The 14,417-nt window shown below is 65.2% G+C and carries 12 protein-coding genes; 7 read left to right on the top strand and 5 right to left on the bottom strand.

The features are described 5' to 3' along the window. Positions 1–13: 13 nt before the first annotated feature. Positions 14–436 carry a GrlR family regulatory protein gene (locus ACFLEY_RS16780; RefSeq protein ID WP_244651789.1) on the top strand — a complete coding sequence of 141 codons (423 nt, stop codon included), beginning with the start codon at positions 14–16 and terminating at the stop codon, positions 434–436. Positions 437–454: 18 nt separating this feature from the next. Here ACFLEY_RS16780 and ACFLEY_RS16775 read toward each other — a convergent pair whose 3' ends face one another. Further along, a complete protein-coding gene (locus tag ACFLEY_RS16775) occupies positions 455–844 on the bottom strand; it encodes a hypothetical protein (RefSeq protein ID WP_011088283.1) in 390 nt (129 codons plus the stop codon). 90 nt (positions 845–934) lie between these two features. Further along, positions 935–2,104, bottom strand: coding sequence for an MFS transporter (locus tag ACFLEY_RS16770; RefSeq protein ID WP_060908033.1), 1,170 nt, complete (start codon positions 2,102–2,104; stop codon positions 935–937). Positions 2,105–2,290: 186 nt separating this feature from the next. On the opposite strand from ACFLEY_RS16770, the gene thrS reads away from it, so the two are divergent. The 5 genes from thrS (at position 2,291) to ACFLEY_RS16745 (ending at position 9,226) form a co-directional block, all read left to right on the top strand. Continuing rightward, positions 2,291–4,333, top strand: coding sequence for a threonine--tRNA ligase (thrS, locus tag ACFLEY_RS16765; protein ID WP_060908034.1), 2,043 nt, complete (start codon positions 2,291–2,293; stop codon positions 4,331–4,333). A gap of 476 nt (positions 4,334–4,809) precedes the next feature. Beyond that, complete coding sequence (locus ACFLEY_RS16760; RefSeq protein WP_171901103.1) at positions 4,810–6,864, top strand: YadA-like family protein; 2,055 nt, start codon at positions 4,810–4,812, stop codon at positions 6,862–6,864. Between the two features lie 14 nt (positions 6,865–6,878). Next, positions 6,879–7,232, top strand: coding sequence for a hypothetical protein (locus tag ACFLEY_RS16755; RefSeq protein ID WP_171901104.1), 354 nt, complete (start codon positions 6,879–6,881; stop codon positions 7,230–7,232). A gap of 98 nt (positions 7,233–7,330) precedes the next feature. Continuing rightward, a complete protein-coding gene (locus ACFLEY_RS16750) occupies positions 7,331–7,894 on the top strand; it encodes a nitroreductase (RefSeq protein WP_060908037.1) in 564 nt (187 codons plus the stop codon). A gap of 63 nt (positions 7,895–7,957) precedes the next feature. Continuing rightward, positions 7,958–9,226, top strand: a complete 1,269-nt coding sequence (locus ACFLEY_RS16745) for a serine hydrolase (protein WP_060908038.1) — start codon at positions 7,958–7,960, stop codon at positions 9,224–9,226. Here the strand turns inward: ACFLEY_RS16745 and ACFLEY_RS16740 are convergent. Together ACFLEY_RS16740 and ACFLEY_RS16735 are read right to left on the bottom strand one after the other, a co-directional pair. Then, positions 9,212–11,674 carry a putative bifunctional diguanylate cyclase/phosphodiesterase gene (locus tag ACFLEY_RS16740; RefSeq protein WP_396604699.1) on the bottom strand — a complete coding sequence of 821 codons (2,463 nt, stop codon included), beginning with the start codon at positions 11,672–11,674 and terminating at the stop codon, positions 9,212–9,214. The genes ACFLEY_RS16745 and ACFLEY_RS16740 overlap by 15 nt on opposite strands. Before the next feature lie 405 nt (positions 11,675–12,079). Continuing rightward, entirely contained in the window at positions 12,080–12,931 is an 852-nt protein-coding gene (locus ACFLEY_RS16735) for a LysR family transcriptional regulator (RefSeq protein WP_028175857.1), read from the bottom strand. A 103-nt stretch (positions 12,932–13,034) separates the two neighbouring features. On the opposite strand from ACFLEY_RS16735, the gene ACFLEY_RS16730 reads away from it, so the two are divergent. Beyond that, complete coding sequence (locus ACFLEY_RS16730; RefSeq protein WP_306421875.1) at positions 13,035–14,027, top strand: zinc-dependent alcohol dehydrogenase family protein; 993 nt, start codon at positions 13,035–13,037, stop codon at positions 14,025–14,027. Positions 14,028–14,085: 58 nt separating this feature from the next. Here the strand turns inward: ACFLEY_RS16730 and ACFLEY_RS16725 are convergent, their stop codons facing one another. Continuing rightward, entirely contained in the window at positions 14,086–14,280 is a 195-nt protein-coding gene (locus ACFLEY_RS16725) for a hypothetical protein (protein ID WP_018322145.1), read from the bottom strand. Positions 14,281–14,417: the final 137 nt, after the last annotated feature.

Here is a 14,417-nt window from a genome sequence, read left to right as displayed (position 1 = left end):
AAATGTGATGTTGATGGCCGACATCCCCGTGAGCCACCGGATTGTTTCCGCTGGCAACGATCATAGTTTGCCGGCCACGTTGGATTTGGAATTTCTGCGGGGACAGGTCGTGCGTCAGGGACTGTACAAGGTCGACTTCCACACGGTTCACGGAACCGGGTGCGGTGTCGTCTATGTGGTGGATGGCAAAATGCGCGGCGGCAATTCCGCCTTCGCCTTCATGGGCACCTATACGGGCGAAGGCGACGCGATCAAGGTCAAGATCTCGACCCAGCGCTACAACGACGACCCGTCCTTCAAGGGGCTGTTCGGCATCGACCGGATCACGCTGACGCTCACCGGCCGCGAGGACGGCGACGCGGCGGAATTCGAAGGCAACGCGCTGCAAGCGCCGGGCGTTGCCTTCAGGGCTGTGCTGAGCCGGATCAGCGACTAGCCGTCCGGCGTCTTGACCTTAGGTCTTGGGCAGCTTCGGAATGCTCTCGGCAAAACCGTTGAAGCAGGCCAGCCGCTCGTCCTCTTCCTTGAAGAAACGGCAATCGGCGTAGCCCTTGGCCTTCGCCGGCTTCGGCTTCGGCGCCGGCGGGATCACCGCGTCGTAGCAATTGAGGCGGTCCTTGGTGCCGTCATCGAGATCGAGGCAGGCCTGGAGCCGTGCGGCGATCGATTGCGGCTTGCCCTTCGGCGCTGCGGCCGGCTTGGCCGCTGCCTCCTTGGTCCCCGCTTTGGTCCCCTTGGGCTTGACCTGCACCAAGGGCTTGTCCCCCACCATCGGTGGCTTGTCGGCTTGCGCAAACGCGGAGGCTGAATAGAGCACCGCGGCAACCGCCAGAATCATCCTCATCTCAGTCAACTCTCTTTGGTCCCCATGACCGGCCTTCTAGCGCTCCCGCGCGCGGTTTGCCAAGCACCTTGCACGCACGAAAACGCCGGTTCAGGCGGCGGCAGCCGGCCCGGGCCGGGTCAGGATCACCAGCACCAGCGCCAGCACGACGAAGCCGACCGCAACGAAGCCGAGTGGGTGCAGGAGCTCGTGGGCGAACAGCAGCCCGCCGATGGCGGAGCCGACCGCCTGGCCGATATAGAGGACGGAGGTGTTGAGCGCGACGGTGGCGGACGCAAGCGGCGGCGCGGTCGCGACCAGCCGCACCTGCTGCATCGAATTGGTCGAGGCAAAGCCGAGGCCCCAGATCGCGACGGCACCTGCCATCAGGACGAACGTGCCGGCGCCGAGCGCCCAGCCCGCAATGCCCGCAAGCAGCAGGCAGGTGAACAGCAGCGAGGTGCGATAGGGACCCCAGGTATCGACGATGCGGGTCGCGATCACGACGCCGAGGAAACCGCAGAGGCCGTAGATGCCGAACACCATGCCGATTGCGTCCGGCCCCGCCCCGGTCAGCTTCTTGAGCAGCGGGCCCATGAAGGTGAACACCACGAACTGCCCGGACATTTGCAGCATGGTGATCGCAAGCAGCAGCAGAACCGTCCTGTCGCGGCCGACCGCGCTCCAGGTCTTCAGGTCCACCGGCGTGCCCTTCAGTCCGGCAGGCAGGCGCAGCAGCAACAACAAGAAGCTGATGCAGCCGAGCGCGCCGATCCCGCCATAGGCCGCGCGCCAGCCGTAGCGGCTGGCCATGAAGGTGATCAGCGGCAGGCCGACGGCGGCCGCCAGCGACCAGCCGAGAAAGATATAGGCAATCGTGCTGCCGCGCCGCTCCGCCGGCACGATCAGCGCCGCCGTGCCGGCCGCCTGCGGCGTATAGAGCGCGCCGACCGCGAGCATCACCAGGCGGATGACGAGGAGGCTCGCATAGTCGGGCGCGAACGCCGAGGCGAGATTGCCGAAGGCGAGCACCGCCAGCGTGGTCGCAAGCAGCGTCCGCCGTTCGATGCGGCTCGTGAGCCAGGCCGTCAGCGGCGAGCCGATGCACAGCGTGATCGCGCCGAAGGTGATCAGGAGCCCGGCCGCGTGAATGCTGATGCCGAGCCCCGCCGACAATTCCGGCAGCATCCCCGCCGGCGCCAGCACCGAGCAGCCGGTGACGAGATTGCCGAGCATGAGGGCGGTTGGCGCGAAACGGCCGGCGGCGGGGGATTTTTGCATGCAACTGCATGTAGAGCCGGCTTGCCGCCTGTTAAAGGCCGCTGCCCGAAATAGTTGGTGCAAGGCCGCAGCTTTTGCGTGCCACTTTCTTGGAAATGCCGGATTGCGCAGGCCGAATCGCCTGATATATCGCTCGTTCCCGCTTACCTGCGCTCGTTCGCAGGAGTGAGCTTCAGGAGAAAAGCAATGACCGACCAGCCCAAATCCGAATCCGGCTTCCAGTACAGCCTCTCGAATCTGAAGCCCGTGACCCCCGCAGCCAAAGTCACCCTCACCTTCCCCGACGGCGCCCGGCGCGAATACGACAAGAGCATCACCGGCCTCGAGATCGCCAAGGGCATCTCGCCGTCGCTGGCCAAGCGCACGGTCGCGATGGCGCTCGACGGCGTGGTCGCCGACCTCGACGATCCCATCGAAGCCGATGCCAAGATCGAGCTGATCAACCGCGACGATCCGCGCGCGCTGGAGCTGATCCGCCACGACTGCGCGCACGTGCTCGCCGAAGCCGTGCAGACGCTGTGGCCGGGCACCCAGGTCACCATCGGTCCGGTGATCGAGAACGGCTTCTATTACGACTTCTTCCGCAACGAGCCGTTCACGCCTGAAGACTTTGCCGCGATCGAGAAGAAGATGCGCGAGATCATCGCGCGCGACAAACCCTTCACGAAAGAGGTTTGGGATCGCGAAAAGACCAAGCAGGTGTTCCGCGACAAGGGCGAGGCGTTCAAGGTCGAGCTGGTCGACGCCATTCCCGGCAACGAGCCGATCAAGATCTACTACCAGGGCGACTGGTTCGATCTGTGCCGCGGCCCGCACATGACCTCGACCGGCAAGGTCGGCAATGCCTTCAAGCTGATGAAGGTGGCCGGCGCCTATTGGCGCGGCGATTCCAACAACCCGATGCTGACCCGCATCTACGGCACCGCCTTCGCCAAGCAGGAGGATCTCGACGCCTACCTCAAGCAGATCGAGGAGGCCGAAAAGCGCGACCATCGCAAGCTCGGGCGCGAGCTCGACCTCTTCCATTTCCAGGAGGAAGGTCCGGGCGTCGTGTTCTGGCATCCGAAGGGCTGGACCATCTTCCAGCAGCTGATCGCCTATATGCGCCGCCGCCTGACCGGCGACTACAGCGAGGTCAACGCGCCGCAGATCCTCGACAAGGTCTTGTGGGAGACCTCGGGCCATTGGGGCTGGTACCGCGAAAACATGTTCGCGGCGCAGTCGGCCGGCGACGAGGCCGAGGACAAGCGCTGGTTCGCTCTGAAACCGATGAACTGCCCGGGCCATGTGCAGATCTTCAAGCACGGCCTGAAGAGCTACCGCGACCTGCCCTTGCGGCTCGCCGAGTTCGGCGTGGTGCATCGCTATGAGCCATCCGGCGCCATGCACGGCCTGATGCGCGTGCGCGGCTTCACCCAGGACGATGCGCACATCTTCTGCACCGAGGACCAGCTCGCCGAGGAATGCCTGAAGATCAACGATCTCATCCTGTCGACTTACGCGGATTTCGGCTTCACCGGCGATCTCACCGTGAAACTGTCGACCCGGCCCGACAAGCGCGTCGGCACGGATGCGATGTGGGATCACGCCGAGCGCGTGATGGCGACGGTGCTGCGCGAGATCCAGTCGCAGAACGATCACATCAAGACCGAGATCAACCCGGGCGAAGGCGCCTTCTACGGGCCGAAGTTCGAATACGTGCTGCGCGACGCCATCGGCCGCGACTGGCAGTGCGGCACCACGCAGGTGGACTTCAACCTGCCGGAGCGGTTCGGTGCGTTCTACATCGACCATGACGGCGGCAAGAAACCGCCGGTGATGGTGCATCGCGCGATCTGCGGCTCGATGGAGCGCTATATCGGCATCCTGATCGAGCACTATGCCGGCAATTTTCCGCTCTGGCTCTCGCCGGTGCAGGCCGTGGTCACGACCATCACCTCCGAAGGCGACGAGTACGCCAAGCAGGTCCTGGAGCAGGCGCGGCGCGCGGGGCTTCGAGTCGAGATCGACCTGCGCAACGAGAAGATCAACTACAAGGTCCGCGAGCACTCGCTGGCCAAGATCCCGGCACTGCTCGTGGTCGGCAAGAAGGAGGCCGAGACGCATTCGGTCTCCGTCCGGCGGCTCGGCAGCGACGGCCAGAAGGTGATGACGACGGCGGAGGCGATCGCCGCCTTGGTCGAGGAAGCGACCCCGCCCGACGTCGTGCGGGCACGGGGCATCGTTTAGAACCTGCCACTGAACTTGACGAACAGGGCGCGCCTGCCGGCGCGCTCTGCGCGTCTGCACGTCTGCACGTCTGCACGTCTGCACGTCTGCACGTCTGCACGTCTGCACGTCTGGGCGTCTGCGCGTCTGCGCGTCTGCGCAGCAAGGTGGCCGCCCTCAGAGCGCGATACCAGCCCGACTTCCGGAGCACTACCCCATGAATTGGGGATACCGACGTACCGGGCTCCGCGCGAACATTGGTCATGTTTGGTGAACTCGATACGAATTTGCGAGCCGAGCCCGAGGCGGCCGGGTTTCGGCGGCCGGCTTCAGGTGCCGTTGTCGCTCTTGTCATGTTCGCAGTCGGGTTCATTGTCTTGCCCGAAGCTGTCTACGCCGAAACCTGCCTGCTCGATTCCGGCGGTGGCAGCGCGCCCGTTGCCGATTCATTCGCTTGTGGCAACGCTGCATCCGCTTCGGCTTCCAGCAGTACGGCGGTGGGGAACTATGCAGATGCCGCGGGAGCCTATAGTGTCGCGGTCGGTTTTCTGAGTAGTGCGTCGCAAAGCCACGCCACCGCGGTCGGAGCGACGAGCAATGCCAGCGGGACGGATTCGACGGTGGTGGGCTACGGAAGCGAGGCGACAGCAGCGCAGACTTCCGCCTTCGGCTCCTACAGCAGCGCGACCGCCCAGCAAGCCTCGGCTTTCGGTAATTCGAGCACGGCGAGCGGGACACAGTCCTCCGCCTTCGGCGCTTCAAGCACAGCAACTGGCGTAGCCTCCGTCGCCGTTGGCTACGCCGCGAGCGCCAGTGGTGATTACGCCATTGCGTTCGGCCGGCAGAGTCAGGCGACGATGCAGAGCGCGCTGGCGATCGGGCAGAGCGCCGAGGCAACCGGAGCGGACAGCGTCGCACTCGGCTCGGATGCGCTTGCCGACAATTCAGGCGCAATCGCAATCGGCAGTTCCGCGCAAGCCCATCTCGCCGGAACCGCTGTCGGACGGACGGCGCACGCCTATGGCGACTACAGTACGGCCGTCGGGCAAGCGGCGGCGGCAACCGGCCAGGGGAGTTCGGCCTACGGCTACACAAGTGTCGCGGGCGCCACAGCTGCGTCGGCATTTGGCTGGAACGCGCGCGCCAACGCCGTGGACTCGACCGCTCTTGGTTTCAATACAAATGTTTCAGCGGCGGCAATTTCGGGCGTCGCCATCGGTGAAGGTGCGCAAACGACTGCATCCAACGCGGTTGCGCTCGGTTCCAAGTCCGTCGCCAATGTCGCAAACACGATCTCGGTCGGCTCGGCCGGCAAAGAGCGCAGGATCGTCAATGTCGCCGCCGGCACGCTGTCTTCCACCAGCACCGATGTCGTCAATGGCGGCCAGCTCTACACTGCAAACCAGAGGGTCGCCGCAGCATTCGGCACAACGCTCGATGCCGGCGGACAGATGGTTGCGCCGAGCTACATGATCCAGGGCGTCTCCTATAACAACGTCGGCAGCGCGTTCTCTGCCGTGAACGCTGCGCTAAGCAGCACGGCGACCAGCATCAGCAACTTGCAGACGCAGATCGACAACGGGTCGATCGGCCTCGTGCAGCAGAATTCGTCGACTAAGGTCATCGGTATCGGCAGCAGCACGGATGGCACCGTGGTCGACGTGTCGGGCACATCGGGCAACCGCACCGTGACTGGCGTCGCCGCGGGCGCCGTTGACGCGACCAGCACCGACGCCGTCAACGGCAGCCAGCTCTACGCCACGAACCAGACCGTTGCCTCGCTGAGTGCGACGGTGGCCGGCATCGCCGGGACAACTCAGTACACCAAGGTCAACAGCGCTGGCGCAGCGGCCAACGCCTCCGGTACCGATGCGATCGCGATCGGCGGCAATGCGCAGGCCACCCAGTCCGGCTCGATCGCAATTGGGTTGAATTCCGCCTCGACCGGCACCAATGCGATTGCGATCGGCACCGGTGCGGTGGCAACCGGCTCGGTAGCCGTCGGCGCAGCAGCCTCCGCAGGCAATGGCGGCGCGGCCTTCGGCGACGGTGCGGTTGCGACGGGCTCGAACTCGGCCGCGTTGGGCACCAATGCCTCGGCAACCGCGGCCAACTCAGTGGCGATCGGTACAGGCTCGACCAACACCGTCGCCAACACCGTGTCGTTCGGCTCGGCCGGCAATGAGCGCCGCCTCACCAATGTCGCCGCCGGCGTCAACCAGACCGATGCAGTCAATGTCGGCCAGCTCCAGTCGGCTGTCGCAGGCTTCCAGTCACAGATCGGCAGCCTGCAAAGCGAGATCGCCGCCAACCAGCAGGAGGCCCGGCGCGGCATCGTCGCCGCGGTGTCAGCCGCACCGGTGCTGATGCCGTCGGCGCGTGGCAGGACCACAGTCGCAGTGAACGCCGGATATTATCGCGGCCAATCCGGCGTGGGCATCGGCATCTCACATCGCCTGGACTGGACGACGCCGACGGTGCTGTTTGGCGGCTATTCCAATGGCGGTGGAAGCGAGCATATCGGCCGCGCCGGTATGGCGGTCGAGTTCTGACGTTGGTGCCGCAGATGAAGCTTCCCTTCCCGGCCTTCGTGCTGGCCGCAGTCGTGCTCGGCTCCCCCCCTGTCGTCGCGCAACAGCCGCAACAACCGCCGCCGCAACAATTCCAGCCATCGGGCGAATGGGCCAAGCTTCCGCGCATGCAATTGGAACGGCAATTCGCCGGCCCGCTCCAGGATACGGTGGTCCAGCGCTTGCGCGATCCGGTCGACGGCACCATCTGCTATGTGTATCTGCCGATCTCGGCGCCGCACTCGCCGACGACGGCAACGGGTTTCGTACAATACGGCCCGAACGGCATCGGTAGCATCAACTGTATGCCGGGCACGCCAGCTGTCGCTGCGCCGACGAGGCACAAATAGGCCCCGATCACAATCGGTCTAAATGAGCCTGTTCAGTCTCGTGGCCGGCAGGATCGCATGCTATGCGGTGCCCAATTGGTTCCATGAGAGAGACGCCCGTGCCCGACGCCATCGAACTCCTGAAGACCCGCCGCTCGGTCAAGCCGCGCGAGATGACCGGGCCCGGCCCTTCGGAGGCCGAGCTCGAGACGATCCTCACCATCGGCGCGCGCGTGCCGGATCACGGCAAGCTCGCGCCCTGGCGCTTCATCATTTTCGAAGGCGATGCGCGCCAGCGTGCCGGCGAGGTGATTGCGAAGGTCTTTGCGCGGAAGAATCCCGGCGCGCCGGCGGCCGATGTCGACATCGAGCGGAAACGGCTCACCGATGCCCCGCTCGTGATCGGCATCGTCAGCTTCACCAGGCCGCATCCGAAGGTACCGGCCTTCGAGCAGGAACTGTCGGCGGGCGCCAGCGCCATGAACATCGTCACGGCTGCAACGGCGCTCGGCTACGGCGCATGCTGGCTGACCGGCTGGTTCTCGTTCGACCGCGACGTGCTCGACGGCCTCGGCCTCAAGCCGGACGAAAAGCTCGCCGGCTTCATCCATATCGGCACGCCGACCAAGCCGAGCGAGGACCGTCCGCGACCGTTCCTTTCGGAAATCGTGACACGATTTTGATCGATGACATGTTGACGCCCTGAATATCTTGCGGCTTTGATCCCGGCGAGGGAGGGAGCCCAGATGAAGCGGCGTGAATTTCTGGTCGGAGCCGCGCTGCTCGCCGGCACCATGGCGCGAAGCCGAGCCGCCGATATCCCTGCACCTGCGCCCGAAGGGCTCGACCGCATCACGGCGTTCTTCGACAACGAGGTGACGAGCGGCCGGTTGCCGGGCGCCGTGATCATGGTCCAGCAGCACGGCAAGCCGGTCTATCTGAAGACATTCGGCGTGCGCGACGTCAGGACGGGCCTCGCCATGACGCCGGATACGATCTTCGCCATCCACTCGATGACCAAGCCGATCACCTGCCTCGGCGCGATGATGCTGATCGACGAGGGCAAGCTTGCGCTTACCGATCCCGCATCGAAATACGTCCCCCTCTTCGCCGGCACCAAGGTGGGACTGGAGGTCACCGAGCCGGACGGCAAGCTGGAGCTGGACCTCGTGCCCCCGGTCCGTCCCGTCAACATCGAGGATCTGCTGCGACACACCTCGGGCATCAGCTACGATTATATCGGCGGCAAATGGGTCGAGCAGGCCTACAAGGCTGCCAACATTTTCGAGGATCCCTTCAACAACAGGAAATTCGCCGATCGCATCGCAAAATTGCCGCTGGCACGGCAGCCGGGAACGCTGTGGCGCTATGGCCATTCAACCGACGTGCTCGGCGCCATCATCGAGATCATCTCGGGCCAGACCCTGTACGACTTCCTGAAGCAGCGCATCCTCGACCCGCTCGGCATGAGCAGCACCAAGTTTGCACTCGCGACGGAAGACGAACTGGCTCGGATGGCGCGGCCGCTGCCGAACGATTACATCCTGCTCGCCGCCGAGCGCGACCGGCTCGACCATCCCGAATGGCAGTCCGGCGGCGGCGGCCTGCTCTCGACCATCAACGACTATCAGCGCTTCTCGCAGATGCTGCTCAACCGCGGTGAGTTCGAGGGCAGGCGTTACCTCAGCCCGGCCGCCTTCAAGGCCATGACGACCGATCACGTCGGTCCCGGATCCGGCGTCGGACGCGACTATTTCTATTTCCCGGGTGACGGCTTCGGCTATGGCTACGGCCTTGCGGTGCGCACCGATCCCGGCAATGCGAAGCCGCCGCCCCCGGGCTCGATCGGCGAGTTGAAATGGGACAGTGGCAGCGGCACCTATTTCGGCGTCGATCCCAAGCTCGACATGGTCTACCTGATGATGCAGCAGACCCAGAACGAACGCAGCCGCATCACGCCCGCCTTCAAGGCGCTGGTCTACGACTGCTTTCCACCCGCGTTACGCCGCCCGTGAGGCGCGCTGGCCGAAATCCGCCAGCAGCTTTTCGATCTCGGCGGCGGGCCGCGCCGCGCTGAACAGAAAGCCCTGCACCTCGTTGCAGCCTTCGGCGCGCAGCCAGTCGAGCTGGTCCTCGGTCTCGACGCCCTCCGCAGTCGTGGTGATGTTGAGGCTGCGGCCGAGCCCGGAGATCGCGCGCACGATCGCGACGCAATCGGGCCGCTGCGCCAAATCCTTGACGAAGGAGCGGTCGATCTTGATCTTGTCGAAGGGGAAGCTGCGGAGATAGCTGAGGCTGGAATAGCCGGTGCCGAAATCATCCATGGAGATGCCGACGCCGAGCTCGCGCAGCTGATGCAGGATCGCGAGATTGGCATCGGTCTCGGCCAGGAAGATCGACTCGGTGATCTCCAGTTCGAGCCGCTTCGGCGACAGGCCGGACTGCGCCAGCGCCGAGATCACGACCTGCACCAGGTTGCGGCTGCGGAATTGCGCCGGCGACAGATTGACCGCGACCTTGACGTCGACGGGCCATTTCACCGCCTCGGCGCAGGCCTCGCGCAGCACCGATTCGCCGAGCTGGGTGATCAGGCCGATGTCCTCGGCGACCGGGATAAACTCCGCCGGCGAGATCATGCCCTTGTCGGGATGACGCCAGCGCAGCAGCGACTCGAAGCCGGAGATGCGATCGGAGGCGATCGACACCAGCGGCTGATAGTGCAGCTCGAACTCGCCGTTGGCGAAGGCGCGGCGCAGATCGAGCTCCATGTCGCGGCGCTTCTGCGCCTGGAGATCCATCTCGCGCTCGAAGAAATGGTGCACGCCGCCGCCGTCGGACTTGGCCCGGTACAGCGCCATGTCGGCGTTGCGCATCAACTCCTCCGACGTCACGCCGTCGCCGGGCGACAGCGCGATGCCGATGCTGGCGCCGATCACCATCTCCTGGCCGTCGATCTGATATGGCGCCTTCAGCATGTCGATCAACAGGGTCGCGCAGGCGCTGGCCTCGTTCGGCGAGACATCGGCCGCCAGGATCACGGCGAACTCGTCGCCGCCGAGCCGGGCTGGGAGATTGGCGCCGCGGACCGCGGTGGTCAGGCGCTCGGCGACCTCCTTCAACAGGCGGTCGCCCGCCGGATGCCCGAAGGAATCGTTGATGTTCTTGAACAGGTCGAGATCGATGTAGAGCACGCCGACCCGCTTTCCGCCGGCCTGGTCGAGCGCCTGCTTCAGGCGCTCCTGGAAGTATTCGCGGTTCGGCAGGTCGGTGAGCCCGTCGTGGTGCGCCATGTGGGCGATGCGCGCCTCGGCCTTGCGCCGTTCGGTGATGTCGACCACCGCGACCAGATAGCCGTCGCGGTCGTCGAAGGCCACGCGGCGGCCGAAGGTGAGCACCTCGATCTCGCTGCCGTCGGCACGCAGGTGCCGCCAGTTGCGCGAGGAATGATAGGTGTCGCCGACACGATCGAGCGCTTCGGCGTGGCTGTCCCACTCGTCCTCCGGCCAGATCTCGTGCAGCTTCATGCGCAGGAAGGCGGCACGGCTGTAGCCGTAATGCTGGACCGCGGCATCGTTGACGCCGAGGAACTGCTTGGTCTCGGCGTCGAACACCCACATCGGCATCGGGTTGTTGTCGAACAGCAGCCGGAACGAGGCGTCGCGCCGCTTCAACGCGGTGACGTCGGAGATCGTCAGCGAGAGCACGTCGGCGAAGGCGGTGGCGCTGAGCCGGAGATGCCGGCCTTCGTGCTCGATCTCGAGCTGTTCGCCGCGGCCGCCGCGGACGGCCTTGAGAAGGAATTCCATGATGTCGGACGCAGCCAGCAGGGTGTTGCCCTCGCCGATCCGGCGCCACAGCAGGCCGGCACTTGCGACCTTCAGCAGCGTGGCGGCGCTCTGGTTGTGATGCACGATCTGGAGATCGAACGGCTTGCCGCCGGCATCGCGCAGCGTCGCCAGCGAGATCACCGCGTCGTCGGTCGAGGCGAAAATCGCATCCAGCAGATTGTATTGCGTGCCGCGCTCGTTGACATAGGCGCCGACCAGCGTCGCGCCCCAGCGCGAGGCGGTCGGCAGCGCCAGCACATCGTAGGTCCTGACCATGCCGTCGCGCACGCAATGCGCGCTCGCCTGATGCGGCCGTCCGTTCGCAAGCGCAATCGCCGCCGCCTCCGACAGCGCCGTGGCGCAATCGGGCGAGAGCTCGGCGACGGGGATGTCCCAGCGCTCCTCGCCGAGCCATTTCTGCACGTAGCGTCCGCTGCGCGATAGCTCGAGCGCACCGTCGTTCTTCAGCAGTGCGATATGGTCGGCGAGCCGGCCGAGGCTGCCGAGCATCACGTCCTCGTAGCGCGGCAGCCGTTCGCCCGGCTTCAACGCGGCGCGCCATTTGCGCTGAAGCACCGGGATGTCGTCAAACATTTCGGCGGCCGGTTTTCCCGGCATCTTCTTCGCGGCACTCATCGCAGTCCCCAACGCACTTTCCGAGCGCATCCAATGCAGGTGCACTTAACGGCGTGTAAAGAGCGCGCGGGCGCGGGTTCCATTCGGCGATTATGACAGTTTTAAGTCAGGCGTTGGTTAGTAGCCGTTAGAGACTATGACGGTTTTGTTTTTGCGGGCTGCGCGATGAGATGGCGATAGCGTCGCGCCACTCTCAGTGTCGTCCTGGCGAAAGCCAGGACCCATACCCACCGAACTTGGTTGCGGCGAACGCTGGTGGCCACATCGCGCTTCGGCAACGCCGACCGGGGTGATGGGTCCTGGCTTGCGCCAGGACGACATTGGAGAGGTGTGTACAAACTGCATCACCACCGTCATTGCGAGCGCAGCGAAGCAATCCAGACTGTCACCCTGGCTACGAGACCATCATCCCGCCAGCCGCTCGATCACAAGGTCGAGCATCGCGCGCAGGCGGCCAAGGCGCTTGAGGTCGCGGTGATAGCCGACGAAGGTGTCGCGACCGGGCGGCGTCGAGCCGATGTCGAGCGCGACGAGGCGGCGGTCGCGGTCGCCGAGCGGACGCGGCAGCACGGCCAATCCACCGCCGCCGGCGCAGAGTTCGGCCTGCGCCTGGCGGTTATTGCTGCGTGAGGCGATTTCCGCCCTCGGCAGCACGCGCTTCAGCCACACTGCATCGGGCATGTCGGCGAATTCTGCGTTCATGGTGACGACGCGGACGCCGCTGCCGTCGCCGGCGCGCGGCGGCTTGCTGCCCTTCTTGTCGTAAAGCGCGTAGGGAATGTGAAGCAGCTTTCGCGAGATCACCTCGGGTTCACTGAACGGCTTGATGCGGAAGACGAGATCGGCCTCGCGGCGCGGCAGGCTGTAGAGGCGCGCGTCGGTCAGGAGCTCGACAGTCACCTTGGGGTGACGCTTGCCGAAGGCCGCGATCACCGGCGAGAGCATCACCGTCCCGAACCAGTCCGACGACGAGAGGCGCAGCAACCCGTCGAGCTGCGTCTCCGCGCCGGTCGCATGCCGCTCCAATGCGAGCGCCTCCTCCTCGATCCGCTCGGCATGCCGCAGCACGGCGGTGCCCTCGTCGGTGAGGACAAAGCCGTCGGCGGTGCGCTGGAACAGTGTCTGGCCAAGCGCCGTCTCGAGCGCGCGAAGCCGCCGGCCCATCGTCGGCTGGGTCTGACCGATCTTTCGCGCGGCAGCGCCGAGCGTACCCTCGCGGGCAATCGCGAGGAAGATGCGCAGATCGCTCCAGTCCATCAAAACCCTCCCATACATAAATGCACGACAACCGTACATCTTCGTTTCTTTCCATGCAAAAAATAATGGGCATATTGGAGGCCGACAACGGAGCAAGACGATCATGACCGGACACTCGACCATGCGCGCAAGCGTCCTGGAGGCGTACAACGCACCGCCGCGCGTCTCACAGATTTCCACGCCGGAGCTTGGCACCAATCAGGTGCTGGTCCGGGTGTGCGCGAGCGGGATCAATCCGCTCGACACCAAGATCCATGCAGGCTCCGCGGCGCATGCGCGCCATCCAATGCCTGCTATTCTCGGCCTTGATCTCGCCGGCGTGATCGAACGCACCGGGCGCGACGTCACGCGATTCAAGCCGGGCGACGAGGTCTACGGCATGACCGGAGGCGTCGGTGGTGTGTCGGGATCGCTCGCCGAATTCGCGAGCGTCGATGCCGATCTGCTGGCAACCAAGCCCGCCAATCTCAGCATGCGCGAGGCGGCCGCCCTGCCCCTGATCTTCATCACGGCCTGGGAAGGCCTGATCGACCGCGCCTCGCTGAAGGCCGGCCAGAAGGTGTTGATCCATGGCGGTGCGGGCGGCGTCGGCCATGTCGCGATCCAGATCGCGCATGCGTTCGGAGCAAACGTGTTCGCGACGGGCTCAGCGTCGCAGCGCGCCACGATAGAAGGCTTTGGCGCCGTCTTCATCGACCGCGACATCGCGGTTGAGACTTACGTTGCGCAGCACACCGGCGGGCGCGGCTTCGACATCGTCTACGACACCGTTGGCGGCAAGGTGCTCGATGCCTCCTTCGCAGCCGTGCGCCGCTTCGGTCATGTCGTGAGCGCGCTCGGCTGGGGCACGCATGCGCTGGCACCGCTGTCGTTCCGCGCTGCCACCTATTCCGGCGTGTTCACACTGCTGCCGCTGCTGACAGGCGAAGGTCGCGCGCATCACGGGGAGATCATGCGCGAGGCAACACGCCTGGTGGAGGCCGGCAAGCTCGTGCCGCTGCTCGATGCAAGGCACTTCACGCTGGAGAGCGTTGGCGACGCCTACGCACTGATCAGGGATCGTGCTGCGAAGGGCAAGCTGGTCGTTGACGTCTGAGGTTGGGCTCGTAGCCCGGATGGAGCGCGCGTGTCCGGGCCACGGAACGACGGTCGCGCTAGTCCTCGCTGGACGCGGCCGAGCGGTTGCGCAAATAGGCCTGCGACAACAGGAAGAACAATGCGCGCTCGCCATGATATTTGGCGGACGGCCGGGTGCGCTCGAAGCCGTCGGCAAATATCTTGCCGGACTGGTCGCACACCTGCCATCGCCAGCCAAACCGCTTACGCCTGGTGAGGATCACTTCGAACATACCGACGGGCTTGGTCCCTGCTCCTGCCGGTCTCGCAAGCGCACACGCCTGCTCCGGCCTCCCCATTAGACGGATGCCCGACATATAACGCAGCAGGATGGTAAGAGAATAAAATTGATTATCGGAAATGCGTATCT

The organism is Bradyrhizobium sp. YCK136 (genome assembly GCF_044570075.1).
GTDB classification, from domain to species: domain Bacteria; phylum Pseudomonadota; class Alphaproteobacteria; order Rhizobiales; family Xanthobacteraceae; genus Bradyrhizobium; species Bradyrhizobium diazoefficiens.
This window is presented reverse-complemented; position numbering and strand designations above follow the sequence as displayed.